Annotated in this window: 26 protein-coding genes; 17 read left to right on the top strand and 9 right to left on the bottom strand. The window is 72.3% G+C overall.

All coding sequences use genetic code 11. From position 1 onward, the window contains the following. Positions 1-190 precede the first annotated feature (190 nt). The 5 genes from EYQ95_RS23080 to EYQ95_RS23060 all read left to right on the top strand — a co-directional run bounded on the left by EYQ95_RS23080 (position 191) and on the right by EYQ95_RS23060 (position 3,582). Positions 191-652 (top strand): YiiD C-terminal domain-containing protein, encoded by a 462-nt coding sequence (locus tag EYQ95_RS23080; RefSeq protein WP_132331002.1) that lies wholly within the window; start codon positions 191-193, stop codon positions 650-652. An 85-nt stretch (positions 653-737) separates the two neighbouring features. Next, the gene (locus EYQ95_RS23075) at positions 738-1,160 is read left to right on the top strand and encodes a hypothetical protein (protein WP_132330999.1); all 423 of its coding nucleotides are present in this window, start codon (positions 738-740) and stop codon (positions 1,158-1,160) included. Positions 1,161-1,355: 195 nt separating this feature from the next. Beyond that, positions 1,356-1,796, top strand: coding sequence for a rhodanese-like domain-containing protein (locus EYQ95_RS23070; RefSeq protein ID WP_132330996.1), 441 nt, complete (start codon positions 1,356-1,358; stop codon positions 1,794-1,796). A 213-nt stretch (positions 1,797-2,009) separates the two neighbouring features. Beyond that, complete coding sequence (secB, locus tag EYQ95_RS23065; RefSeq protein ID WP_132330993.1) at positions 2,010-2,528, top strand: protein-export chaperone SecB; 519 nt, start codon at positions 2,010-2,012, stop codon at positions 2,526-2,528. 16 nt (positions 2,529-2,544) lie between these two features. After that, a complete protein-coding gene (locus EYQ95_RS23060) occupies positions 2,545-3,582 on the top strand; it encodes an NAD(P)H-dependent glycerol-3-phosphate dehydrogenase (protein ID WP_132331011.1) in 1,038 nt (345 codons plus the stop codon). A gap of 109 nt (positions 3,583-3,691) precedes the next feature. On the opposite strand, the gene EYQ95_RS23055 is transcribed toward EYQ95_RS23060, so the two are convergent. Next, the gene (locus EYQ95_RS23055; RefSeq protein ID WP_132330990.1) at positions 3,692-4,315 is read right to left on the bottom strand and encodes an outer membrane beta-barrel protein; all 624 of its coding nucleotides are present in this window, start codon (positions 4,313-4,315) and stop codon (positions 3,692-3,694) included. A gap of 142 nt (positions 4,316-4,457) precedes the next feature. After that, positions 4,458-5,018: an Ax21 family protein gene (locus EYQ95_RS23050; protein WP_132330987.1), complete on the bottom strand. Its 561-nt coding sequence runs from the start codon at positions 5,016-5,018 to the stop codon at positions 4,458-4,460. 205 nt (positions 5,019-5,223) lie between these two features. Here EYQ95_RS23050 and EYQ95_RS27115 point away from each other — a divergent pair, with 205 nt between their 5' ends. The 4 genes from EYQ95_RS27115 to EYQ95_RS23030 are packed head-to-tail and all read left to right on the top strand — an operon-like array spanning position 5,224 to position 6,433. Then, positions 5,224-5,505, top strand: coding sequence for a hypothetical protein (locus tag EYQ95_RS27115; RefSeq protein WP_132330984.1), 282 nt, complete (start codon positions 5,224-5,226; stop codon positions 5,503-5,505). Between the two features lie 31 nt (positions 5,506-5,536). After that, positions 5,537-5,917 carry a helix-turn-helix domain-containing protein gene (locus EYQ95_RS23040; RefSeq protein ID WP_132330981.1) on the top strand — a complete coding sequence of 127 codons (381 nt, stop codon included), beginning with the start codon at positions 5,537-5,539 and terminating at the stop codon, positions 5,915-5,917. Further along, positions 5,914-6,171, top strand: coding sequence for a DUF5985 family protein (locus tag EYQ95_RS23035; RefSeq protein ID WP_132330979.1), 258 nt, complete (start codon positions 5,914-5,916; stop codon positions 6,169-6,171). Before EYQ95_RS23040 ends, EYQ95_RS23035 begins: the two co-directional genes overlap by 4 nt. Before the next feature lies 1 nt (position 6,172). Next, the gene (locus EYQ95_RS23030; RefSeq protein ID WP_132330977.1) at positions 6,173-6,433 is read left to right on the top strand and encodes a DUF5985 family protein; all 261 of its coding nucleotides are present in this window, start codon (positions 6,173-6,175) and stop codon (positions 6,431-6,433) included. 1 nt (position 6,434) lies between these two features. Here the strand turns inward: EYQ95_RS23030 and EYQ95_RS23025 are convergent, their stop codons facing one another. From EYQ95_RS23025 to EYQ95_RS22995, 7 genes are all read right to left on the bottom strand, one after another. After that, the gene (locus tag EYQ95_RS23025; RefSeq protein ID WP_132330974.1) at positions 6,435-6,905 is read right to left on the bottom strand and encodes a DUF2269 domain-containing protein; all 471 of its coding nucleotides are present in this window, start codon (positions 6,903-6,905) and stop codon (positions 6,435-6,437) included. A 58-nt stretch (positions 6,906-6,963) separates the two neighbouring features. Continuing rightward, on the bottom strand, positions 6,964-8,241 hold the full coding sequence (locus EYQ95_RS23020; RefSeq protein WP_132330972.1) for an NAD(P)H-binding protein: 1,278 nt from the start codon (positions 8,239-8,241) through the stop codon (positions 6,964-6,966). A 53-nt stretch (positions 8,242-8,294) separates the two neighbouring features. Next, a complete protein-coding gene (gene lnt / locus EYQ95_RS23015; RefSeq protein WP_207916618.1) occupies positions 8,295-10,724 on the bottom strand; it encodes an apolipoprotein N-acyltransferase in 2,430 nt (809 codons plus the stop codon). Positions 10,725-10,771: 47 nt separating this feature from the next. Then, positions 10,772-11,377, bottom strand: a complete 606-nt coding sequence (locus EYQ95_RS23010; RefSeq protein WP_132330970.1) for a hypothetical protein — start codon at positions 11,375-11,377, stop codon at positions 10,772-10,774. Positions 11,378-11,486: 109 nt separating this feature from the next. Continuing rightward, the gene (locus tag EYQ95_RS23005) at positions 11,487-12,578 is read right to left on the bottom strand and encodes an SGNH/GDSL hydrolase family protein (RefSeq protein WP_132330966.1); all 1,092 of its coding nucleotides are present in this window, start codon (positions 12,576-12,578) and stop codon (positions 11,487-11,489) included. 257 nt (positions 12,579-12,835) lie between these two features. Further along, positions 12,836-13,315, bottom strand: a complete 480-nt coding sequence (locus EYQ95_RS23000; RefSeq protein WP_132331007.1) for a tRNA (cytidine(34)-2'-O)-methyltransferase — start codon at positions 13,313-13,315, stop codon at positions 12,836-12,838. Positions 13,316-13,509: 194 nt separating this feature from the next. Continuing rightward, a complete protein-coding gene (locus tag EYQ95_RS22995) occupies positions 13,510-14,214 on the bottom strand; it encodes an SDR family oxidoreductase (protein ID WP_132330964.1) in 705 nt (234 codons plus the stop codon). A gap of 160 nt (positions 14,215-14,374) precedes the next feature. Here EYQ95_RS22995 and EYQ95_RS22990 point away from each other — a divergent pair, with 160 nt between their 5' ends. The 8 genes from EYQ95_RS22990 to ubiB all read left to right on the top strand — a co-directional run bounded on the left by EYQ95_RS22990 (position 14,375) and on the right by ubiB (position 24,948). Then, a complete protein-coding gene (locus tag EYQ95_RS22990; RefSeq protein WP_132330962.1) occupies positions 14,375-17,245 on the top strand; it encodes a pitrilysin family protein in 2,871 nt (956 codons plus the stop codon). Between the two features lie 96 nt (positions 17,246-17,341). Continuing rightward, positions 17,342-17,674, top strand: coding sequence for a DUF4156 domain-containing protein (locus tag EYQ95_RS22985; RefSeq protein ID WP_132330960.1), 333 nt, complete (start codon positions 17,342-17,344; stop codon positions 17,672-17,674). 128 nt (positions 17,675-17,802) lie between these two features. Continuing rightward, positions 17,803-18,819, top strand: coding sequence for a 3-oxoacyl-ACP synthase III (locus EYQ95_RS22980; RefSeq protein WP_132330958.1), 1,017 nt, complete (start codon positions 17,803-17,805; stop codon positions 18,817-18,819). 81 nt (positions 18,820-18,900) lie between these two features. Next, positions 18,901-19,845 (top strand): alpha/beta fold hydrolase, encoded by a 945-nt coding sequence (locus tag EYQ95_RS22975; protein WP_132331005.1) that lies wholly within the window; start codon positions 18,901-18,903, stop codon positions 19,843-19,845. A gap of 90 nt (positions 19,846-19,935) precedes the next feature. Next, a complete protein-coding gene (gene oleC / locus EYQ95_RS22970) occupies positions 19,936-21,591 on the top strand; it encodes an olefin beta-lactone synthetase (protein ID WP_132330956.1) in 1,656 nt (551 codons plus the stop codon). Continuing rightward, positions 21,588-22,580 carry a 2-alkyl-3-oxoalkanoate reductase gene (gene oleD, locus EYQ95_RS22965; RefSeq protein ID WP_132330954.1) on the top strand — a complete coding sequence of 331 codons (993 nt, stop codon included), beginning with the start codon at positions 21,588-21,590 and terminating at the stop codon, positions 22,578-22,580. The genes oleC and oleD overlap by 4 nt, the downstream gene beginning before the upstream one ends. A 65-nt stretch (positions 22,581-22,645) precedes the next feature. Continuing rightward, a complete protein-coding gene (locus EYQ95_RS22960) occupies positions 22,646-23,290 on the top strand; it encodes an SCP2 domain-containing protein (protein ID WP_132330952.1) in 645 nt (214 codons plus the stop codon). After that, the gene (gene ubiB / locus EYQ95_RS22955; RefSeq protein WP_132330950.1) at positions 23,287-24,948 is read left to right on the top strand and encodes a ubiquinone biosynthesis regulatory protein kinase UbiB; all 1,662 of its coding nucleotides are present in this window, start codon (positions 23,287-23,289) and stop codon (positions 24,946-24,948) included. The genes EYQ95_RS22960 and ubiB overlap by 4 nt, the downstream gene beginning before the upstream one ends. Positions 24,949-25,143: the final 195 nt, after the last annotated feature.

The following is a 25,143-nucleotide window of genomic DNA, read 5'->3' as shown; positions in this document are numbered from 1 at the left end:
CGCGCAGCGCGTCGCGCGTGGCCGCGTCCTCGCGCGGCACGATGCGCCAGGGCGGGAGCGCGACGAAGCCGTGGCCCGCCGCCTTCGCCGCGCGCCGCAGGGGCGCGTGTGCGCCGCAGGGCCGCAGCGAGATCACGTACCATCGCGGGCCCGCCGTGCTCTGCATGGCGCGCAGCTTCGCACAGCCCGCATGGCCGACGCCGCCCTCGACCACCTTGCCGCGCACTACCAGGGCATGCCGCCCGTGCGCGCGCTGCAGCTTTCCGTCGACGGCTACGACGCCGGGCGCCTGCGCCTGTCGGCGCCGCTGGCCGCGAACGTCAACGACAAGGGCTGCGCCTTCGGCGGCAGCCTGGCCTCGCTGATGACGCTGGCCGCCTGGGGGCGCGTCTGGCTGGGGCTGCACGCCGAGGGCATCGAGGCCGACATCTACGTCGCCGACAGCCACATCCGCTACCTGGCGCCGCTGTACGACGACCTGCGGGCCGAGGCCATGCTGGCCCCCGAGGCCGACTGGCCCGGCTTCGTGGCGGCGATCCGCGCCAGGGGGCGTGGCCGCATCGACCTCGCCGCCCGCGTCGCGCTGCCCGACGGCACCGTGGCCGCCAGCTTCGCCGCGCGCTTTGCGGCCATCGCGCGGGCGGCGGGCTGAGGCCGCTGCCCCTGCGGCGGTGCGCGCCGGGCCGCGCCGTGCGAGGCTTGCACCTTCCCGACGCGGCCTTCGCCGGAGCCCTGCCATGTCCCGCCTCGCGCGCCTGCTCGCCCTGACCGCCACCCTCGTGCTTGCCGCCTGCGCCTCCGGCGGTGGCAGCCAGACCGACGCCCTCGACCGCGCGCAGTACGCCTGGTCGGCCGCGGTGCGCTGGAACGACTTCGAGGGCGCGGTGAACCTGATCGATCCCGACAGGCGCGCCGAACTCGCGCCGACCGGCCTGCAGATGGAGCGCTACCGCCAGGTGCAGATGTCGGCCTACCGCGACGTCGGCTCCAGCCGCGACCTGGACGCCGGCACCGCCGCGCGCGACATCGAGATCGGCGTCATCAACCGCCACACCCAGGCCGAGCGCCGCCTGCGCCACCGCGAGACCTGGCGCTGGGATCCGGAGGCGCGCACCTGGTGGAACACGAGCGGCCTGCCGGACCTGTGGGAAGGGCAGTGAGGGGTGTGGTTGGGGATTGGGGATTCGGGATTCGGGATTCGGGATTCGTAAGAGCGTGTCCGCGCTGGCGGGCTGGCTTCCGCCCGTGTGCACCAGTCCTGATCCCGCATCCCGCATCCCGAATCCCGAATCCCGAATCCCGAATCCCGCCTCCATGCGACAATCCGCGCCCCGCATCGCCGCCGCAGCCCGCCCGTGACCTTCGACGAACTCCTCGCCTTCGCCAGTCGCCACCCCATGCTGTCGGGCGCGCTGGTGCTGATCACGCTGGCGCTGGTCTATACCGAGATCGCGCGCCTGCTGCGTCCGTTCAAGGCCCTGCGCCCGGCGGAGCTGACCGCCCTGGTCAACCGCGAGGACGCGCTGGTGGTCGATCTCTCGGCCACGGCCGACTTCGAGCGTGGCCACATCGCCGGCAGCCGCAATGCGCCGGCCAGCGGTTTCGGTCCCGAGCACAAGCTCGTCGCCGGCCACAAGGAGCGCCCGGTGGTGATCGTCGACCGCACCGGCATGGCCTCCGCGGCCGCCGCCGCGCGCCTGAAGAAGGCCGGCTTCGCGAACGTGTACGTGCTCGACGGCGGCATCGCCGCCTGGCAGCAGGCCGACCTTCCGCTGGTCAAGGGCCGCGGCAAGTAGGCCCGCACGAGTGAGGCCACGGGCCACGCCACAGCCTCCTCACCGCGGCCCCGGGTAGCCCGGGCAAGCCGGGCGCACGCGGGTTCCCGGCGCCGCAGAAACCGGGTCCACGGCGACGCCGCCACGCCGACCCCTCCCGCCCCGATTTCCCACCGGGCGCCCCGGCGCGCCATAATCCCGCCCCTTTCGCCTATGCAGCCGGAGCTTCATCCCATGACCGACGAGATCCAGACCGGCGCCACGTCCGGCGCCACCGACGCCGCCGAAGCCGGCGCCTCCTTCACCGTCGAGAAGATCTACGTCAAGGACCTCTCGCTGGAAGTCCCCGGCGCCCCGGCCGTGTTCAACGAGCAGGCGCAGCCGCAGCTGCAGATGAACCTCAACCAGCAGGTCACGCGCCTGAACGACGCGGCCTTCGAGGTCGTCCTCGGCATCACCCTGACCTGCACCGCCGACGACAAGCCGCTGTACCTGGCCGAGGTGAAGCAGGCCGGCGTGTTCGGCCTGGCCGGCTTCGACGCCGCCACGCTCGACGCCATGCTCGGCACGCACTGCCCGAACGTGCTCTACCCGTACGCGCGCCAGCTGATCTCCGACCTGATCCAGGCCGGTGGCTTCCCGCCGTTCCTGCTGCAGCCGATCAACTTCGACGCGCTCTACGCCGAAGGCCTGCGCCAGCGCGCGCAGCAGGCGCAGCAGCTGGGTTCGGCCGAGGCCGTCGGCAACGCCTGAGCCCGCCGTGGCGGATATCGACAACGCGACCCTTGCCGCCACGCTGCGCGTGGCGGTGCTGGGCGCGGGCTCCTGGGGCACCGCCCTCGCCGCGCTGATCGCCCGGCACGGCCATGCCACGGTCCTGTGGGGGCGTGACGCGACGGTCGCCGCCGCGATCACGTCCGCGCACGAGAACCCGCGCTACCTGCCGGGCATCGCCCTGCCGGACACGCTGCGCGCCACCACCGACCTCGCCTCGGCCATGGACGGTGCGGACCTCGTGCTCGTGGTCGTGCCCTCGCATGCCTTCGCCGAGACCCTGCATGCGCTCGCCCCGCACCGCCCGGCCGGGGCCGGCGTGGCCTGGGCGACCAAGGGCTTCGAGCCCGGCAGCGGGCGCTTCCTGCACGAGGTCGCCGGCGAGGTGCTGGGCGCGGGCGTGCCGTTGGCGGTGGTCACGGGCCCGTCTTTCGCCAAGGAGGTCGCGCAGGGCCTGCCGACCGCGCTGACCGTGCATTCGGACGATGCCGCGTTCGCCCGTCAGGTGGCGGCCGCGCTGCACGGCCCGGCCTTCCGTGCCTATACGGGTGAGGACATGGTCGGCGCCGAGCTCGGTGGCGCCATGAAGAACGTGCTGGCCGTGGCCACCGGCGTCGCCGACGGCATGCAGCTCGGCCTCAACGCCCGCGCGGGGCTGATCACCCGCGGCCTCAACGAGATGCTGCGCCTGAACCATGCCATTGGCGGCAAGGCGGAAACGCTGATGGGCCTGGCGGGCCTGGGCGACCTCGTGCTCACCTGCACCGGCGATCTCTCGCGCAACCGCCGCCTGGGCCTGGCGCTGGGGCGCGGGCAGTCCATCGCGGACGCGGTGCGCGAGATCGGGCAGGTGGTCGAATCGGTGCAGACCGCCGACGAGGTCATGCGCCAAGCCGAGCGCCACGGCATCGAGCTGCCCATTTCCAGCGCCGTGCGCGACGTGCTGCACGGGCGCCTGACGCCGGCCGACGGCCTGCGCCAGCTGCTCGCCCGCGAGCAGAAGCCCGAATACCCGGCCGACCTGTTCGACTGAGCCGGCGCCGTGCGTGCTGCGCCGCGCTGCACCACGTCGCCGCGCCGGCCGCCGACAAAGAAAAAGCCCGGCCGAAGCCGGGCTTTTCCATGTCCGATGCGCGGGGCGATCAGAAGCTGGCGCGAACGCCCACCGTGTAGCGGGTGGTGTCGAGCGTGTCGATGAGCTCGCCGTGCTCGATCTCCGCGGCGACGCCCCACGTCGGGTTGAACTTGTACTGCGCGCCGACGGTGCCGGTCCACGTGCCGCCGTCGAAATCGTTGCCGTCGTAGTAGTTGGCCTTGATCTCGCCTTCGAAGCGGTCGTTGAACTGGCCACGCAGGCCGATCGCGCCGCGGCCGCCCGTGCCTTCCTCATCCAGCCAGGTCACGCCGTCTTCCTTGCTGTCGAGGTCGATGCGCACCCATGCCAGCTCGGCGACGAAGTCGACGCGGTCCGACAGCGACTGGTGATAGCCTAGGCCGATCTCCGACTGCGTCACGCGGTCTTCGTAATGGAAGCCATCGACGCGGTAGCTGTCGCCGGCGCGCTTGATGGAGGCGATCGCGTTCAGGCCGCCGCTAATGTCGAACGAGCCCTTCAGGTAAGCGCCATCGGCTTCGGCGCTCTCGTCGGCGACGTCGGCGTGCAGCTTGTTGTAGCCGCCTTCGACGAAGGTGTAGGAGAGTTCGGCCGCCGGGGCGGCGAACGGGGCGGCCGCCAGTGCGAGGGCGAGGGCAAGCGTCTTGTTCATGTAAGTCCTTGTTGTTTTTCGCGATTCCGCATCGCTTATGCGGTGCAGCAGCGAAATCTTAACAAGGCCTTTATGAACCGATAACAAAAAGAACCCGGCCGGAGCCGGGTTCGGGGGTCGACGCGGGGGAGAGAGACGTCGATCAGAACGAAATGCGCGGGCCGATGAAGTACTGGCGGTCGCCGTCGGCGAACTTGACCTCGCCGTTGATGCCCCAGGTGGGGTTGAACTTCACCTGCGCACCGACGCGGCCGTAGAAGTCGCCGTCCAGCTCGTCGCCGTCCTCGTAGCCGGCCAGAGCGTAACCCTCGAGGTTCGGGGTGAACGCGCCGCGCACGCCGGCCTCCACGCTGTAGCCGTCGAAGTCCAGGCCGCTGCCGGCGTCGAACTTCTCGTAGGCCGCGCGGGTCACGAGGTCGAGCTTGGGGTTGATCTCGAGGTTGTAGCCCACGCCCAGGCGCCACTGGTCGAAGTCGATGCTGGTGTCGTCGATCTCCTGCTTGGAGTAGTCGCCGAACAGGTGGAAGTTGGGGGCGATCGCGCCCGAGCCGCGGATGGCGAAGCCCTCGGCGTCGGTGCCGGTGTCGGCCAGGTCGGTCTGGGTGTAGCCACCCTCGACGTAGGAGTAGGACACGCCATCGGCGGCCGAGGCCGCGAAGGGGAGGGCGGCCAGGAGGGTCAGGGCGAGCAGGGAACGCTTCATGGAGAGCCTCGTTGTTATTGGATGCCGGAGCCCGGCGCGGCCGGGTCGGTGAGGCGCAGTATCCGAAGGCGTTTCGAATGGCGGCTTAATGCTGAACTGGCGGGTACAGGAACTCTCCGGGGCCGGCCGTTGTCGCGGCGGTGCGTGTTGCCTGCGGACCCCACGCACGGCCCGCGCGCGGAAAGTCCGCGCGGAAACCACGCTGATGGCCGTCCACACCAGTCTCCTGTACTTCGGCGTGACGCTGGTCGGGCTGCCCTGCAGCCTCGAGGGGCAGATGCGGCTGGACGAGGTGGTCGGTGGCGCGTCCCATGGCGCCACCGCCACCGCCACCGCCACCTCCATCGCCGGCGGGGACGGCGCGCGCCAGCCCTCGCCCACCGAGCTCGACGGCGCCCGCTTCCAGGGGCGCAGGCTTGCCGAACTGGCGGCTGGGCCGGTCGGCCGAGGCGCGCCGAGTCGCTTTCGCGTTCCGGCGCAAGGTTGAATCGCGTCGCCATGCGGGCGACCCTGTACGAATGGCGGAGGAGACCATCCCGCCCGAGCTGCGGCGCTTCATCCTGGCAACGCTGCCCTCGGTGCCCCATCTCGAGGCGCTGCTGCTGCTGCGCGATCGTCCCGAAGGCCTGTCGAACGACGAGCTGGCGGCGCGGCTGTACGTCGCGCCCGCCAATGCCGCGCGCCTGGTCGCCGACCTCGCGCAGGCCGGGCTGGTCACCGTCGACGACGGCGGCGCGCATTACGCGCCCTCGCGCCCGGACGTGCGCGCGACGGTCGACGCCCTGGCCACGACCTATGCACGCAACGTGGTCGCGGTGTCGCGCCTGATCCATTCGACCACCGATCGCAAGGCCTTCCAGTTCGCCGACGCGTTCCGCCTGCGCAAGGAGGGCGAATGATCTTCCTGATCTATGTGCTGTGCGCGCTGACCAGCGCGGCCTGCGCGGTGCTCCTGCACCGCAATGCCCATCGCGCCGGCTCGCGCATGCTGTTCTGGTGCGGGCTCTGCTTCTGGATGCTCACCGCCGCCAGCGTGCTGGTGATCCTCGACCACTACGTGCTGACCGGGCTGGAGCTGTGGCCGCTGCGGCATGGCACCAGCCTCGTGGCGGTCGCGCTGCTGCTGTACGGCCTGATCTTCGAGGAGCGCTGAGATGCAGATGTTCATGCTCGGCATGATCTCGATGGGCTTCGCGGTGGCGGCGCTGTTCTTCCTGCGCTTCTGGCGCTCCAGCCGCGACCGCCTGTTCCTCTACTTCGCCGTGGCCTTCGGGCTGGAGGCCGCCAACCGCGCCGCCTACGCCTGGAACGGCGCGCACAGCGAGGAGGTCACGCTCTACTTCAGCCTTCGCCTGCTGGCCTTCTCGCTGATCCTGTGGGCGATCATCGACAAGAACTGGATCCGGCGGCGCTGACTCAGGCGGGCTTGGCCACCATCAGCCAGAAGATCGCCAGGAAGGCCAGCAGCGCGGGAACGCCCAGCGCGACCCAGGCGGCGAACGCGCGCCAGTAGGTCCTGGGCAGCGCGGTGCCCTCGCGCAGCGCCGCGGCGGCGAGGTCGCGAAGGCGCATCTGCAGCCAGACCACCGGCAGCCAGCATGCGATGGCGAGCGCATACAGGTGCACCGACCATCGCAGCCAGGCCACGTCCATGACCGGCATGCCCAGGCGCTGGGCCAGCCACCAGCCCGTGAGGGGCTGCGCGATGGCGGTGGTGGCCGTGAACAGCCAGTCGGCGATCACCACCCAGCGCGTCACCGCGGCGATGACGCGCACGTCGCGCTGCAGCGTGGTGACCAGCAGGTAGAACGCGGTGCCCACGCCCGTGCCGAAAAGGAACGTGGCCGACAGGATGTGCAGCGTCTTGACGAGGAAGTAGTCGGTCACCGCATGCACTCCGTGGCCCGCGCAAGCCAGGCGCAGCCGGGACGTGGCACCCGCGGGCTCACCGGTCGAGCTCGTGCAGCAGCCACAGCAGCGCGAGGATGGGCAGATTTTTCAGCACCGGCCCGAAGGGATGGAGCCACAACTCCGGCAGCGCGAACGTGATGACCGCGGTATAGCCGAGGATCAGCAGCGCGGCGCCCAGATAGGCCGCGCGGCGCAGCCGCAGCGGCCCGAGGAAGGCCAGCCCGAGCGCGAGGTCGAGGGCCGCGCCGCCATGGAGCGCGAGGTCGGCCGCCGTGCCGGTGAGCCCGGTGCGTACCAGCAGCGCGCGGCTGGCCTCCACCGGATACAGCCCGAACGACAGCAGCGCGGTGACGACGAAGACCAGCGCCAGCGCCACGCGCAGCATCGGCAGCAACCATCGCAGCTTCGCGCGCGTGCGCACGGCGGGCACGGCGGAGGGGGGCAGGAACGCATCGACCGGGCGCGGCGCGCGGCCGAGGAAAGCGGCGAAGGGCCCGGGTGGCGCGCAGTTGCCGCGCTCGAGCATGGCGATGGTTTCGGGATCGACGATGGAGCCCGGCAGGCGCGCCATGCCGTGCGAGGCCAGGCGCACCAGCGGCATGGGCACCGGCAGCACCAGCTGCCGGCCGCCGCCGAGCTGGCGACGCAGGCCGGCAAGGTAATCGCGCATGCGCAGGCAGTGGGGCCCTACGGCCTCCAGGCGCGTCGGCGGCGAATCGCTCGCCAGCGCGCGCACGATCGCCTCGACCACGTCGTCCAGGTGCACGGGCGCGAGCGTCTGCACGCCGCCGCCCGGCAGCGCGAGCAGCGGCAGGCTGGCCATGGCGAGGAAGGTTCCGGCGCTGGCGCCCTCGGGCGCGAACACGACCGAGGGCTGGATGATGGTGGCCCGCAGCGGCAGCGCGAGCAGCGCATCGTCGGCCTCGCGCTTGGAGAGGTGGTAGCGGCTGGCGGCCTGCGCATCGGCGCCCAGCGCGGAGACCTGCACCACGCGCGCCACGCCGGCTTCGGCGCAGGCGGCGAACAGCGCGCGCGGCGTGGCCGAATGCAGCGCGTCGAAGCTCGCGCCGCGTGATTCGCGCAGGATACCCACCGCATTCACCACCGCGTCGATGCCGATCAGCCGAGGGCGCCAGGTGGCGGCGTCGGTATCGCGCATGAAGTCGCAGGCCACCGCATCGAGCTGCGGCCAGCGCCGCTTCGCCGCCGCCACGTCGCGCACCGCCGGCACCGGCACGTGCCCGCGCGCGAGCAGCGCGTCCACCACGGCGCCGCCGATGAAGCCCGTCGCGCCCGTCACCAGGATCCGCATCGCGTCTCTCCTCATCGTCGGGCGGCCCGCGCGGCCGTCAGGAAGGCCCGGCCTCAGCCGCCGAGCAGCCGCGCCAGCAGCCAGCCCGGCACGCCGACGTAGTAGACCAGACGCGCCATCGACAGCAGCGCGCCGCGCGCCTGCAGGACGCGCTCCGGGCGCCAGGCGAGCACCGCCGCGCTCGCCAGCTCCACCGCCAGGCGCAGGCCGCCGGCCAGCAAGACCAGCGCGACCGCCCAGGACGCCCACCACAGCCCGAGCGCGCCGAACCAGGCGCCGGCCCCGAAGCTCTGCCACTCGCCGAAGGTGCCGCCGTAGGCGATGTGCTGGTGCAGGCGGAAGGCCGGCAGCGCGGGCAGCAGCGGGAACAGCAGGAACTTCGGCAGCGGGTGGTCCAGGCGCGGACGGGGCGGCAGCGCCAGCGCGCGGTCGCGCCAGGCCCGGCGCGTGCCGGGGGCAGGCCTGCTCCGCAGCGCCGCGCCCGCCTGCTGCAGACGGTCCGCGAAGGCGTCGGGCCCGCGCAGGGCCAGCCCCTGCGGCCAGCGTCCGCCCGCGGCCAGATGCAGGTCGACGCCGGACGCCGGCAGGGGCAGGCGCCAGGCCCGCACGGCCACGAGGCTGCGCAGCGGGATCTCGATGCGACGACCGCGCGCGTCGATGCGAAGGCGGTCGCCATCGACGTCCACGCGTGCCGACAGGCGCCATGCCAGCAGCCATGCGGCCGCCTCCGGCGCGAGCACCAGCACCGCGAACTGCCGCAGCTGCACGAGCATGCCGCGTGCGGCCTCGTCGCCGAACACCGCGACCCCGGCCAGTGCGAGCACCCCCAGCCGTGACATGCCGCGCAGCAGCGCGAGCAGCGCGCGCTGCCAGCTCGACAGCAGCAGGGCCGAGGCCGGCAACGGGGCCTCGGCCATGGCGGGCGACGGCGTCGCCGCACCCGCGCGTGGTCGAAGTGCGCGCAGCCCCGGCAGGGCGGCGCCGCCCACCAGCACCAGCATCGCCAGTGGTCCGATCCACGGGCCCAGCGTCACCACCGGCGTGCGCGGCGGCTCGCGGGCCTGCACGTCGCCCACCAGCACCGCGCGCCCGCCCATGTGCGTGCTGACGAGGATCGTGCCAGCAGGATCGATCACCGCGCTCATGCCATTGGTGGTCGCGCGCAGCTGCGGCAGGCGCGTCTCGATGCTGCGGAAGGCGGCCACCACCAGGTGCAGGCGCGCACCCTGCGGTGCCTGCGTGAACCAGGCATCGTTGGACAGGCCCAGGATGAGCTGCGCGCCGAGCCGAGCGCCGTCCAGCGCCAGGCGCGGGTCGACGTCGTCGCGGCAGATCAGCGGCAGCACCGGTACCTCGCGGCCGTCCAGCGTGCGCAGCGGGAACACGCGCGCGCCATCGCCGGGCCGCCAGGTCCCCGCCCAGGGCAGGGCGCGGCGCAGTGCCGGCGTGTCGACGGCGGGCGGCACGTACTCGGTGAGCGGGAACAGGCGCGTCTTGCGGTAGGCACCCAGCAGGCCGTCGAGTGGGTCGACGAAGGCCGCCACGTTGTACTCGCCCTCGGCGTCGCGCTCGTAGGTGCCGAACACCAGCGGCAGGCCGAGCTGGCGTGCGAAGCCGCGCAGTTCGCGGTCGAAGGCGGCGCCGTCCTCGCTGCGTGGCTGCCCGAACGTGGTCGGGTAGACCGTTTCCGACCAGACCAGCGCATCCACGCCGTGGCTGCCGCGTGCGCGCAGCGACATGGCGAAATGCGTATCCAGCACCCGGCGCACCACGCCATAGGTCCCGATCTCGCGGCGCAGGCGCTCGTAGTCGACGATGCCGGCCTGCACCAGGCCGATGCGCAAGGGCGTGCCCGGCGTGGCGGCATGGCGTTCGAGCATGGCCAGCCGCCACGCACCATAGCCGGCCAGCAGCGCGGGAACGGCGAGCGCGACCGCCAGCGGTGCCCGCCACGTGCGCAGGCCCGCGTGTGCACGAAAGACCATCGCCGCCAGCGCCTCGTTCACCACCAGCAGCACCAGCGTCAGCCCTGCGGCGCCGGCGAGGTCGGCGCCCTGGCGCAGCCAGGCGGAACCGTGCAGCCCATGGCCCAGGGTGTCGCCGAACACGCGCGGCACGGCCCATTCCGTGGCCAGCCACGCGGCCGTGGCGAGCAGCGCGCGCAGCGCGGCGCCATGCCGGCGGCCCGCGGCATGGCGTACGAGCGCATGCACGAGGAACTGCGGCTGCAGCAGCGGCGCGAGTACGAGCAGCAGGCCCATGGCCAGCGCCGGGTGCAGCCCGGTGTAGGCGGTGATCGCCGGCGCGAACCAGCCCAGCACCGCGCCGACGAAGGCCATGGACATCGCCACGGCGGCCAGCAGCGTGGCCCGCACCGAGCGCAGGCGATCCAGCGCGAGCAGCCACGGCACCAGCACGACGAAGCCCAGTGGCCATGCCATGCCGCCGCGCGCGTACAGCCCGCCAAGCAGGGCGCTGGCCACTAGGCCGGCGAGGACGGGGGCGACGTCGCGCCCGCGAGATGTCGCGCTCAGGGCCCGCCGCCTCCATCACGCGGTGGCGGGATGCGCACGCGCCGCAGCGGCATGCCCGGCGGCGCGAGCTCGGGCGTGACCACGCGATCGGCCGGCGCCGGCACGCGCCGGCCGCCGACCTCCACGTGCGTCAGGTCGGGATGGAACATCAGGATGGGCGCGATGCGCTGGCCGTCGTCGGTGGCCTGGTGGTGGCGCACGTAGCCCTCCGGCAGCACGAAGCCCTCGGGCACTTCCAGGCCCAGCAGGGGCGGGCTGGTCCCCGGCGGCGGGAACGCGCCCAGTCCGCTGCGGATGCCGCGTTCGTGCAGGGCCTGGATGACCTCGGCCATGGTCGGCGCTTCGCCGGGCAGCACGTAGTCGGACAGGTCGGGCGTGGGATCCTCGCCCTCGCGCGTGGCGGCGGACGGCGGGGGCGGGCGATGCGCGACCGACGCCGATGCCAGGCCCGTCGACCGGCCGCCAGGCCCCGGCGTCGAATCGGGCACCCGGGCCTGTGCCTGCTGCGTGGGCCGCCGTTCCGTCTGCGCCGCGGTACGCGCGGCCAGCAGGCGCCAGCCGACCACGCCGGCCACGACGGCGATCAGGGCGAGGCCGAGCATTCTTCCGCCGCCGCGCCGGCGCGGCGTCATGGTGATCCGCACGCCGTCGTCCCCGCCGGGCGGCGGGGGCGCGGGAGGGGGCGGATCCGGCCGGTCCATCGGCAGCGGCTCAGAACGGGCTCGGCGGCGAGACCGCGGAGATCATCCAGCCCATGCGCTCGTGGCCGAACTGGTTCCAGATCGGGTTGCGGCCGTTGGCGAAGCTCGTATAGCGCGCCGCGCCGGTGCCGCTGCTGCCGCCGAACAGCCCGGCGGTGACGGTGCCGCCCGAGTAGGTCGGATGGGTGTCGTCGGACTGGATGTAGTCGTAGCTCGACGAGGACGAGACGAAGTGCGTATTGGCGTCGCGGATTGTGGCGCGCAGCGTGGAGGTGATGCGGGTGACGTAGCTGGCCTCGCTCTCGCCCGGCACGAAGCGCAGCGCCTCGGAGTCGACCTGCCCGTCGCCGTTGCTGTCGTAGTCCGCGCCCATGTACTCGGCGAAGTTGTCCACGCAGCGGAAGCCCTTCTGCCGCGCGTACTCGCACATCCAGTAGTTCATGCGCGCCAGCGAGGGCAGGAAGGTGCTGCGCATGTTCACGCGCTGGCCGGTGGTCGCGTCGGTGCACGAGCTCAGCGTGTTGTCGGCGTTGTAGCCGGGGTAGTAGAGGTTGGCGATGACCTTGAGCTTCGTGCCGGCGTAGGCGTTGGCGTTGATGTAGTCCATCGCGCGCGCCACGTAGGTCTTGCAGCTGGCCTCGGCATTGCTGAGCACGGAGTAGTTGCAGGTGCCCGTCTGGCCCTTGAAGCTCGAGCGCGCCTGCAGGCCGTCGTTGCCGCACATCTCGAAGGTGACCACGCGCGTGTTGGCCGACTGCATGTACGAGCGCTCGGCCACGATCTTGTTGTTGTAGACGTCCGACGCCACCGCGCCGCTCTTGGTGCGGCGCACGCTCTCGATGTCCGCGCCCCAGGTGGCCGCGAGGTACTCGGCGTAGACGGTGGGCGCCGCGTACTTGGCCGCGCTGATGGTGGAGCCGTTGTAGCCGGCGTAGATGGAGTCGCCGTAGGCGACGACGCGGTACTTCGTGGTCGTGCCCGCCCGGTCGATGGTCCAGGACACGTTCTGGTTGAGCGTATTGGCGCGGGCCTCCGGCGCGGCGAGGCCGAGGGCGAGCGTGGGAACGAGGATGAGGGCGGTCCTGCCGTATCGGATGTTCATGGCCTGGCCTTCTGCGGGTGGTGTCGGGCGGAAGGCCTCGCGCCTTCGCCGGGGGAAGGAAGACGACCTGCTGCGGCAGCCATACGCTGCCGTCCCGTACGCTAGCGTGCGGTCAGCCGCGGGTCAGGCGAAGGCGCAAGGCGAGCGGTCGGCAGCCCGGTGATGCCCGTTTTTTCCGGGGTTTTGCTGTTGCGCCACAGCAATCTGCGCCGCAGCGCAGCATCGACGCCGTGTGAAAGCGGCGGCCCTGCGCGGCCTCATCCGCCCCCGGCGTACCCGCACTGGCGCCAGGCCTCGAACGCCACCACGGCGACGGCGTTGGACAGGTTGAGCGAGCGCACGCCCGGCCGCATCGGCAGCCGCAGGCGCTGCGTCTCGGGCACGGAGGCGAGCACGTCCTCGGGCAGCCCACGCGTCTCCGGGCCGAACAGGAAGGCATCGCCCGCCCGGTAGCGCGGCGTGTCGAAACGTTCGCGACCGCGCGTGCTCAGCGCGAACAGGCGCAAGGCCTCGCCGTGCAGGTCGCGCAGGTGCGCGGTCGCGGCCTCGAGGTCGGCATGCACCCTGACCGTCGCGTACTCGTGGTAGTCCAGCCCCGCGCGCCTGAGCTGACGGTCGTCCATGTCGAAGCCCAGCGGCTCCACCAGGTGCAGCCGCGCGCCCGTGTTCGCGCAGAGGCGGATCACGTTGCCGGTATTGGGCGGGATCTCGGGCTGGTAGAGGACGATGTCGAACATTGGGGATTCGGGATTCGGAATTCGGGATTGGGGATTGGGGATTGGAGGTTGGGGGTTGGGGGTTGGGGGTTGGGGATTGGTCGGTCGTGACGCGTCAGTGCGGGCGCACGCACGCCACAATGATCCCGCTTCTGCGAATCCCGAATCCCGAATCCCGAATCCCGAATCCCGAATCCCGAATCCCAGGCCCGGGATCACCAGGGCAAGGCCTCCCCCTGCCAGTCGAGGAAGCGCCCGCTGTCGCTGCGGCGCAGGCCGTCGATCACGCGCAGCAGGCCCTGCACCGACTCCGTCGCCGGCAGCGGCGCCTGCTCGCCGCCCATGTCGGTCTGCACCCAGCCCGGGTGCAGGCAGACCACGGTGATGTCGCGCTCGGACAGCGCGGCCGCGAGCTGCCGCGTCACCATGTTCAGCGCCGCCTTGGTGATGCAGTAGGTGGGCGTGCCGAAGCGGGTGGCGCGCTCGATCGAACCCAGCTGCGAGCTCATGTTCACCACCGTCCCGCCGTCGGCCAGGAAGGGCGCCAGCGCCTGCGTGAGCAGGAACGGACCCATCGCATTGGTGCGGAAGCTGTCCTCGAAGTTGGACGCCGGCACGTGCGGCCAGCGCTCGCCCGAGTGCAGCAGGCCCGCGTTGTTGACCAGAAGGTGCAGGCGCTCGGAGCCCAGCACCAGCGGAAGCTCGCGGGCGACTTCGAGCTCGGATTTCGGGTCGGCCACGTCCAGCGGCAGCACGTGCAGGCGGCCCGGGTGGTCGGCGACCAGGCGGTTGAGCTCGTGCGCCTGCGCGGGGCGGCGCGCGGTGGCGATCACGTGGTCGCCGCGCGCGAGCAGCTGGCGGCAGTACTCCAGCCCCAGCCCGCGGTTGGCGCCGGTGACGAGGACATTGCGACGCGACATGGGCAGCCTCCGCTCGATGAAGCCTTCAGTCTAGGGCCCGGGCGCAGGCCCGGCGCGAAAGCCGGCGGGACTTGTGGCCTAGAGGCGCAGGCAGGCCGCTGGGCTAGCATCGCGCGCTGGCCGGCAGGGAGCCGGCGCCATTCTTCCGGGGAGACACCGCATGCCGCAGCACCGTTCCGCCCGACGCCCGCGCGTCGCCGTCCTCGCCCTCGCACTGGCCGCCGCCACCGCCATCGCCGCGCCCTCGCTGGCGCTCGCGCAGGCGCGCCCGGCCGCCGCGGTCGACATCCCCTACGAGGAATTCACCCTGCCCAACGGCCTGCGCGTGATCGTGCACACCGACCGCAAGGCGCCGATCGTGGCGGTCAACCTCTGGTACCACGTCGGCAGCAAGAACGAGACCCCGGGCCGCACCGGCTTCGCGCACCTGTTCGAGCACCTGATGTTCAACGGTTCGGAGAACCACCGCGACGAGTTCTTCGGCCCGTTCGAGCTGGTCGGAGCCACCGACCAGAACGGCACGACCAACGTCGACCGCACCAACTACTTCCAGAACGTGCCCACCACGGCGCTGGACATGGCGCTGTGGATGGAATCGGACCGCATGGGCCACCTGCTCGGCGCGATCGACCAGAAGACGCTCGACGAGCAGCGCGGCGTGGTGCAGAACGAGAAGCGCCAGGGCGAGAACCAGCCCTACGGCCGCCGCATCATCGCCCGGCTGTTCGAGGCGCTGTACCCGCCGGGCCATCCCTACAGCTGGCAGACCATCGGCTCGATGGCCGACCTCAACGCCGCCACGCTCGACGACGTCAAGACCTGGTTCAAGAGCTGGTACGGCCCGAACAACGCGGTGCTCGTGCTCGCCGGCGACATCGACGTGGCCACGGCGAAGGAAAAGGTCACCCGCTACTTCGGCGACATCCCGGCCAGCGCCACGCTGCCGGACATGAAGACCAACATCCCCAGGCGCCCGGCCGACACCCGCGAGACGGTGCCCGACCGCGTGCCGCAGGTGCGCATCTACCGCGCCTGGCCCGTGGCCGAAACCGGCTCGCGCGACGCCACGCTGCTGGCCATGCTCAGCCAGATCCTCGGCGGCAGCGCGACCTCGCGCCTGGATGCGCGCCTGGTCTACGGCGACAAGCTGGTCGACAACGTCGGCACCTCGATGTGGAGCGCCGAGCTGGCCAGCACCTTCTTCATCAGCGCCGACGTCAAGCAGGGCGTGGAGCCGTCGAAGGTGGAGGCCATCATCGACGAGGAACTCAGGCGCCTGGTCAACGAGGGGCCGACGGCGGCCGAGCTCGAGCAGGCCAAGACGGCCATCCGCGCCGACTTCGTGCGCGGCATCGAGCGCATCGGCGGCTTCGGCGGCAAGTCCGACGTGCTCGCCGAGTGCGCCGTCTACAGCGGCACGCCGGACTGCTACGAGAAGGAACTGGCCGTGCTGATGGCCGCCACCCCGGAGCAGATCCGCGAAGTCGGCCGCAAGTGGCTCGGCACCGGCTCGCACACGCTCACCGTGCAGCCCAGCGAGACGCCGGCGGCCGCGCTGCCCGAGCGCGTGGTGTCCGCCCCGGCCACCGCGCCGGCGCCGCTGCCCAAGCCCGACCCGAAGTTCAGGACGGTCAAGACCGACGTCGACCGCAGCGCCGGCGTGCCGAAGACCACGAGCTTCCCGGAGCTCAAGTTCCCCACCCCGAAGATGGCCCGGCTCTCCAACGGCATGACGGTGGCGCTGGTGGAGCGCCACGACATCCCGGTCGTGCAGATGAACATGGAGTTCCCCGGCGGCTACAGCGCCGACCTCGGCCGCAAGCTGGGCACCGCGAACTTCACGATGCAGATGCTCGACGAGGGCGCCGGGAACCTAGGCGCGCTGCAGCTCAAGGCGCGCGAGGAAGCGCTGGGGGCCGACATCGCCGTGGGCGCCGGCCTGGACTACGCGGCCGTCGGCCTGTCGGCGCTCACCGACAAGCTGGCCGAGTCGCTGGACCTGTACGCCGACGTCATCCGCCGCCCGCGCTTCGACGCGGCCGAGATGGAGCGCGTGCGCGCGCAGTGGCTGGCCGGCATCAAGCAGGAGAAGGCAAGGCCGCAGACGGCCGCGCTGCGCGTGCTGCCGCCGCTGCTCTACGGCGAAGGCCATCCGTACGCGATCCCGTTCACCGGCTCGGGCACGGAGGCGTCGATCGCCTCGCTCACGCGCGAGGACCTGGTGGCCTTCCATCGCGACTGGCTGCAGCCCGAGAAGGCGCGCATCGTCATCGTCGGCGACACCACGCTGGAAAAGATCCTCCCGGAGCTGGAAAAGCGCTTCGGCGACTGGAAATCCCCCGCGGACGCGCCGCAGCTGCCGGCGATCCGGACCGTAGCGACGCCGAAGGCGCCGCGCGTGTTCCTGGTCGACCAGCCCGGCGCGATCCAGAGCAACATCTACGTCGCCCAGGTGATCCCGCCCACCGGCGATGCCGGCACGATCGACTTCGACTTCGCCAACGGCGTGCTCGGCGGCGAGTTCTCCGCGCGGCTCAACATGAACCTGCGCGAGGACAAGCACTGGGCCTACGGCTCCTACAGCAGCGCCACCAACACGCTCGGCCAGCGCCCGTGGATCGCCTCGGCGGCGGTGCAGGCGGACAAGACGGTGGAATCGATCGGCGAGCTGCGTCGCGAGATCACCGAGTTCGCCACCGGCGCGCGCCCGCCCACGCCCGCGGAGGTCGACAAGATCCGCGCCAGCAACACGCGCAGCCTGCCGGGTGCCTACGAGACCGGCGGCGCCGTGCTCTCGCAGGTGGCCGCGGACCTGCGCTACGGGCGGCCGGTCGACTACATCGTGCGCTACAAGGCGCGCAACGAGGCCATGACGCCGCAGATCGCCGCGCAGGCGGCGCGGCGCATCGACCCCGGCGCCCTGACCTGGGTGGTGGTGGGCGACCTGGCGAAGATCGAGCAGCCGGTGCGCGCGCTCGGGCTCGGCGAGGTGAAGGTGGTGGACGCCGACGGCAAGCCGGTCGTGAAGTGATGCGAGGTGCCCGTCCGCGTGCGTGGGCGGGCCCTGCATGACGATTCAGACGCGCGGGGCGACAATCCCGCGCGTCGTCCTTTCCGGAGAGCCCGCATGCGCCGACTGCCCGTCGCCCTCGTCCTCGCCTTCGTCCTCGCCTTCGTCGTCGCCGGCTGCACCTGGGTGCCCATGCAGGCCGGCGCGGCCTCGGTGCGCGTGATCGCCGAGGGCGCGCCGCCGGCGGGCTGCACGAAGCTGGGCGAGATCGAGGTCGAGGTCACCGACAACGTCGCCTTCTACGAGCGCAATCCCCTGCGCGTGCGCGAGGAACTGGAAACCATGGCACGCAACGAAGCGGTGGGCCTGGGCGCCGACACGGTGCAGCCCATGGCCGACCCGCGCGACGGCAGCCAGCGTTTCCTCGCCTGGCGCTGCCCGCGAGCCTGAACGCCCGGCTGAACGGCCGGGCTGAACGGAGCACGCGGGCGGGACGCGCCGTCGCGGCGCCGCGGGTGCGCCGTACGGCAGTGGACGTTAAGCTAGCGTGTTCCGCACGCCCGATACGAGCCGCCGCCATGCTGTTCCAACACGTCGCCATCGCCGGCCTCGCCCATATCGACGCCCCGCGTCGCCTGACCACCGACGAGATCAACGCGCGCCTGCGGCCCACGCTCGATCGCCTCGGCATCAAGACCGACGTCATCAAGGACATCGCGGGCGTCGAGGAGCGCCGCCTGTGGGACGGCCCCATGCTCGCCTCCGACGCGGCCACGCTCGCCGCGGTCAAGGCGCTGGGCGATGCCGGCATCGAGCCGGCGCGCGTCGGGCTGCTGGTCAACACCTCGGTCAGCCGCGACTACCTCGAACCCAGCACGGCCTCGATCGTCTCCGGCAACCTCGGCCTGCCCGACACCTGCCAGAACTTCGACGTCGCCAACGCCTGCCTGGCCTTCATCAACGGCATGGACATCGCCGCGCGCATGATCGAGCGCGGCGAGATCGACTATGCGCTGATCGTCGACGGCGAGACGGCGGACCTGGCCTACGAGAAGACCATCGAGCGCATGACCCGCGCCGACGTCACCGAGGAAGACTTCAAGAACGAGCTGGCCACCCTCACGCTGGGCTCCGGCGCCGCCGCCATGGTGATGGCGCGCTCGGAGCTCGCGCCCGGCGCGCCGCGCTACCGCGGTGGCGTCACCCGCGCCGCCACCGAGTGGAACAAGCTCTGCCGCGGCAACCTCGACGGCATGGTCACCGATACGCGCCAGCTGCTGATCGAGGGCGTCAAGCTCGCGCAGAAGACCTTCCAGGTCGCCAAGCAGAAGCTGGGCTGGGCGGTGGAGGAACTCGACGAGTTCGTCGTCCACCAGGTGAGCAAGGTGCACACGGCCGCCTTCACCCGCGCCATGGGCATCGACCCGAAGAAGGTGCTGACCATCTTCGGCGAGCACGGCAACATCGGCCCGGCCTCGGTGCCGATCGTGCTGTCCAAGCTGCGCGAGATGGGCCGCCTGAAGAAGGGCGACCGCGTGGCGCTGCTGGGCATCGGCTCGGGGCTGAACTGCTCGATGGCGGAAGTGGTCTGGTAACCGCTTCGACCGATTGATCGCGACACCACCCGGCCGCCTCGTGCGGCCGCGTGCTTTCAGGCCCTGCATCCGATGACCGCGATGGACCCGGCGCGCTTCCCCGACTACCCCTTCAGCCCGCAGCGCATCGAGGTGCGGCCGGGCATCGCGATGAGCTATCTCGACGAAGGCCCGCGCGACGGCGAGGTCGTCGTCATGGTCCACGGCAATCCGTCGTGGAGCTACTACTGGCGGCATCTCGTGCTCGGCCTCTCCGATCGCTACCGCTGCATCGTGCCGGACCACATCGGCATGGGGCTGTCGGACAAGCCCGACGACGGCGGCGGCACGCTGCCTCCGCGTGCGCCCACGCGCCGCGAGGGGCAATACGACTACACGCTCGCCTCGCGCGTGGAGGACCTCACGACGCTGCTCGACCGCCTCGGCATCACCGGCCCGGTGACGCTGGCCGTGCACGACTGGGGCGGGATGATCGGCTTCGGCTGGGCCCTGTCGCACATGCCGCAGGTCGAGCGCCTGGTGATCCTCAACACTGCCGCGTTCCCGCTGCCCGCCGCCAAGCCGATGCCGTGGCGGCTCTCGTTCGGCCGCGATTCGACGCTGGGCGCCTGGGCGATCCGCCGCTTCAACCTGTTCGCGCGCGGCGCTTCGCGCTTCGGCGTGTCGCGGCCGATGCCGCGCGCGGTGCGCGATGCCTACGATGCGCCCTACCATGGGTGGACGAACGCGATCTCCACCATCCGCTTCATGCAGGACATCCCGCTGCGCGAAGGCGACCGCGCGTGGCCGCTGCTGGAGCAGGTCGGGCGCCGGCTTCCGGAATTCGCCGACCGTCCCGCGTTCATCGGCTGGGGCCTGCGCGACTTCGTCTTCGACCGGCACTTCCTCGAAGGCTTCCGCCGCGCGCTGCCGCGGGCCGAGGTGCATGCTTTCGAGGACGCGAACCACTACGTGCTCGAGGACCGGCACGAGGTGCTGGTGCCGGCGATCCGGCGCTTCCTCGAGGCAAACCCGCGCCGCGGCTGACCGGCACGCACGGCGCGCGCCCGCGCGAACCGGCGCGTCGGCGCCGTCCCGGCGGTTCACCGGCGCCGCCCCGCACGCGACAATGCCGCGATGGACGCTCCCTGCAACATCGCCGCCGCCCTGCCGCGGCTCGCACGCGAGCGTGGCGCGCAGGTGGCCATGCGCTGCCCCGGCACGCGCGGGCCCGATGGCCTGGCACGCTACGACGTCGAGCTCACCTATGCGCAGCTCGATGCGCGCAGCGACGCCATCGCCGCGGGGCTGGCCCGGCGGGGCGTGGCGCGCGGCACGCGTTGCGTCGTGATGGTACGGCCCTCGCCCGAGTTCTTCCTGCTGATGTTCGCGCTGTTCAAGGCCGGCGCCGTGCCGGTGCTGGTCGACCCCGGCATCGACCGGCGCGCGCTCAGGCAGTGCCTGGACGAGGCCGCGCCCGAGGCTTTCATCGGCATCCCGCTCGCGCACCTCGCGCGCGTGCTGCTGGGCTGGTCGAAGTCCGCGCGCCTTCGCGTCACCACTGGCGCGCACGCGTGGCTGGCCGACGACACGCTCGCCCGCATCGAGGCGGCGGGCGCGGGCGCCGGCCCGCAGCTGGCCGACACGCGGCCGGACGACGTCGCCGCGATCCTGTTCACCAGTGGCTCCACCGGCGTGCCGAAGGGCGTCATGTACCGGCACCGGCACTTCGTCGCGCAGGTCGAGCTGCTGCGCACGGCGCTGGGCATCCGCGAGGGCGAGGTCGACTTCCCCACGTTCCCGCCGTTCGCGCTGTTCGGCCCCGCGCTGGGGCTGACCTCCATCATCCCCGACATGGACGCCACGCGGCCGGCGCAGGCCGACCCGCGAAAACTGCACGCGGCGATCGAACGCTTCGGCGTGCAGCAACTGTTCGGATCGCCCGCGCTGATGCGCGTGCTGGCCGAGTACGGCAGGCCGTTGCCGACCCTGCGCCGCGTGACCTCCGCCGGCGCGCCGGTGCCGGCCGGGGTGGTCGCGCGCATGCGCGCGCTGCTGCCCGAGGACGCCCGCTTCTACACGCCCTACGGCGCCACCGAGTGCCTGCCGGTGGCGGTGATCGAGGGGCGCGAGCTGGAGACCACGCGCGCGGCCACCGAGGCCGGCGCCGGCACCTGCATCGGCCGCCCGGTGCCGCCCAACCAGGTGCGCATCATCCGCATCGACGACGCGGCGATCCCGCAGTGGTCCGACGCGCTGCTCGTGCGCGACGGCGACGTCGGCGAGATCACCGTCGCCGGCCCCACCGCCACCGACGCCTACTTCGCCCGCGAGGCGCAGACGCGCCTGGCGAAGATCGAGGAGACGCTCGCCGACGGCACGCGCCGCACCGTGCACCGCATGGGCGATGTCGGCTATTTCGACGCGCAGGGCCGGCTGTGGTTCTGCGGGCGCAAGACCCACCGCGTCGAGACCGCGGCCGGCCCGCTCTACACCGAGCAGGTCGAGCCGGTGTTCAACGTGGATCCGGCCGTGCGCCGCACCGCGCTGGTCGGCGTGGGGCCCACGGGTGCGCAGCGGCCCGTGCTCTGCGTCGAGCTCGCGGCGGGCGTGGCGCGTGACGAATGGCCCACCATCGAAGCCCGGCTGCGCGGGCTCGGCCGGGGGCATGCGCACACCGCGCGCATCGATACGTTCCTGCGCCATCCCGGCTTCCCGGTCGACATCCGCCACAACGCCAAGATCGGCCGCGAGCAGCTCGCCGCCTGGGCCACGAAGGAGCTCTGCGCATGAAGATCCTCGTCACCGGCGGCGGTGGCTTCCTCGGCCAGGCCCTGTGCCGCGGCCTGCGCGCGCGCGGCCATGCGGTCGTGAGCTTCAACCGCGGGCACTATGCCGAGCTCGACGCGATCGGCGTGCAGCAGGTGCGCGGCGACCTCGCCTCGCGCGATGCCGTGCTCGCCGCGGCCGAGGGCTGCGACGCGGTCATCCACAACGCGGCCAAGGCCGGTGCATGGGGGCCGTATGCGCAGTTCCATGCCGCCAACGTCACCGGCACCGACCACGTCATCGCCGCCTGCCGCGCGCATGGCATCGCACGGCTGGTGTACACGTCGACGCCCAGCGTCACCCACCGCGCGACCTTTCCGGTGGCGGGACTCGGCGCGGACGCGGTGCCCTACGGCGAGGGCCTGAAGTCGCCCTACGCGCAGACCAAGAAGATCGCCGAGCAGCGCGTGCTGGCGGCCAGCGACGCCACGCTCGCGGTGGTCGCGCTGCGCCCGCGGCTGATCTGGGGGCCGGGCGACAACCAGCTGCTGCCGCGCCTGGTCGAGCGCGCGCGCCGCGGTCGCCTGCGCCTGGTGGGCGAGGGCGACAACCTCGTCGACACCACCTACGTCGACAACGCCGCCGACGCGCACCTGGCCGCGCTGGACGCGCTCGCGCCCGGCGCGGCCTGCGCGGGCCGCGCCTACTTCATCAGCAATGGCGAGCCGCGCACGATGCGCGAGACGATCAACGCCCTGCTGGCGGCGGTCGGCGCGCCGACGGTGACGCGAAGCATCCCGTTCCGTGCGGCCTACGCGATCGGCGCGGCCTGCGAAGGCTTGTGGGCCACCTTGCCGCTGCGCGGCGAGCCGCCGATGACGCGCTTTCTCGCCGAGCAGCTGGTGACCACGCACTGGTACGACATGGCGCCGGCGCGACGCGATTTCGGCTACGTGCCGCGCGTGTCCTTCGACGAGGGCCTGACCCGGCTTCGCGCCGCCTGGCGCGGCTGAGGCGCGCGCCCGCGGCCGCTCGCGGGGTCACCGGGCGCCGAAGCCTGCGCGGCTAGAATGCCGCCATGGACCCGCGCCCCTCGCCCTTGAACGCCCTCAAGCCGCTTGCCGGCCGCGCGCTGGAATCCGCGCTCAATCGCGCGATGGCACTCGATCCCGAGACCCGCGAGGGCCTGCGCGCGCTCGAGGGCCGGCGCCTGGTGCTGCGCCTGGCCGCGCCGCCGCTGGCGCTGCAGGTCCGCGTCGTGGGCGAGCGCCTGCGCGTGGGGCCGGTGGAGGGCGAGGAGCCCGACCTGTCCGTGCGCGCCACGCTCGGTGGCCTGATCGCGCAGCTGCCCTTCATGCGCCGCGACGACGCGCCGGGCGTGGGCACACTGCGCATCGAGGGCGATGCCGACCTCGCGCGCCGCCTGCAGCGCCTGGCCGAACGCTTCGATCCGGACTGGCAGCAGCCTTTCGTAGCCGCGTTCGGCGACGTCGCGGGCGTGCAGGTCGCGCAGGCCTTCGCCGCCGCGCTGCGCGGCATGCGCACGGCGGCGGGCGTGGTCGCCACCCATGCCTCCGAGTTCCTGCAGCACGAGTCCGGCGACGTGCTCTCGCGCGCCGAACTCGACGCGTTCTTCGACGACGTCGATGGCCTGCGCGACGACGTCGAGCGCCTGGCCGCGCGCATCGCGCGGCTGCAGGCGCGCGGGCGGCCCGCCGCATGACGCCGCTGCTGCGCGCCGCGCGCATCGGCCGGGTGCTGATCCGCTACCGCCTCGACGCCCTGCTCGACGGCACCCCCGCCGAGCGCTGGCTGCGCCTGGCGCGCCCGTTCGTGCCGCGCGCCTCGCGCGAGGTCGCCGCGCTGCCGCGGGGCGCACGGCTGCGCCTGGCGCTGCAGGAGCTTGGGCCGATCTTCGTGAAGTTCGGCCAGATCCTCTCCACCCGCCGCGACCTCATCGCGCCCGACATCGCCGACGAGCTCGCGCAGCTGCAGGACCGGGTGAAGCCCTTCGATGGCGAACTCGCGCGCGGCATCGTCGAGCAGGCGCTCGGCCGCCCCGTGGCCGAGGCCTTCGCCACGTTCGACACCGCGCCGCTGGCGTCGGCGTCGATCGCGCAGGTACATGCCGCCACGCTGCCCGGCAGCGGCCGCGAGGTGGTGGTCAAGGTGCTGCGCCCGGGCATCCGCCGGCAGATCACCGAGGACGTCGCGCTGCTGCGCGCGCTCGCCAGCGTGGTCGAGCGCACGCATCCCGCGGCGGGCAAGATCCGCCCGCAGGAAGTGGTGCGCGAGATCGAATACACCCTCGACGCCGAGCTCGACCTGCAGCGCGAAGGCGGCAACGCCAGCGTGCTGCGCCGGTTCTGGCTCGACTCCGACGACCTCTACGTGCCCGAGGTGATCTGGTCGCATTCGGGCGAACGCGTGCTCACGCTCGAGCGCGTGCACGGCATACCGTCCGACGACATCGAGGCGCTCGACGCGGCCGGCATCGACCGCCGCGCGCTGGCCGCCAAGGGCGTGCGCGTGTTCTACACGCAGGTGTTCCGCGACAACTTCTTCCATGCCGATGCGCATGCGGGGAACATCTGGGTCGACCGCGATCCTGCGCGCCGCGCCAACCCGCGCTTCATCGCGCTGGACTTCGGGATCATGGGCCAGCTCTCGGACGAGGACCAGTACTGGCTCGCCGAGAATTTCATGGCGATCTTCAACCGCGACTACCGCCGCATCGCGCAGCTGCACGTGGACGCGGGCTGGATGCCGGCCACCACGCGCATCGACGAGCTCGAGGCCGCGGCGCGCGCGGTCTGCGAGCCGTACTTCACCCGGCCGCTGTCGGAGATCTCGCTGGCCGAGGTGCTGGTCAAGCTGTTCCGCACCGCGCAGCGCTACGAGCTCACCCTGCAGCCGCAGCTGATCCTGTTGCAGAAGACGCTGCTCAACATCGAGGGCGTGGGCCGCCAGCTCGATCCGCGCATCGACATCTTCGACGTCGCCCGCCCCGTGCTCGAGCGCATCCTCGTGCAGCGCTACAGCCCCAGGCGCCTGGCCGGCGAGTTCCGCAAGCGCCTGCCCGAGCTGGTCACGCACGCCCCCGACATGCCGCGCCTGCTGCATGCCTGGCTCACCCAGCAGGTGGAGGGGCGGCACGAGCTGGGCATGCGCTCGGACGACCTCGCCGCGCTCACCATGGAACTGCGCAAGATGCAGAAGCGCACGGTGGCCGCCATCCTCGGCACCGGCCTGCTGATCGCCGCGGCGGTGCTGTACGGGCTGGAGGCGGGCGGGCCGCGGCTGTGGTCGATCCCGGCGGCGGTGTGGGTGGCGGGCCTGGGTGGGATCCGGGCGTTGCTGGCGGCGTGGCCGCGGCGCTGAGGCCGTTCGGCGGCACCGATGTGCATGCCGGGGTGCCACCGGTGCGGTGAGTCGGACTCGTCGCGGCGGGTCGCCCCATGATCGCAGTGTGCGCCGCTTCGCTCGTCATCCCCGTGGACGCGCACTGCTGTCCGGAAAAAACTCTCAAGCAAAAAGTCCAGGCTGCACAGCGGCTTGCGCCTGCCAGCGCGCCCG

This window comes from Lysobacter sp. N42 (assembly GCF_004344885.1).
Note: the sequence above shows the minus strand (reverse complement) of the source record. Positions and strands in the feature narration are given on the sequence as shown.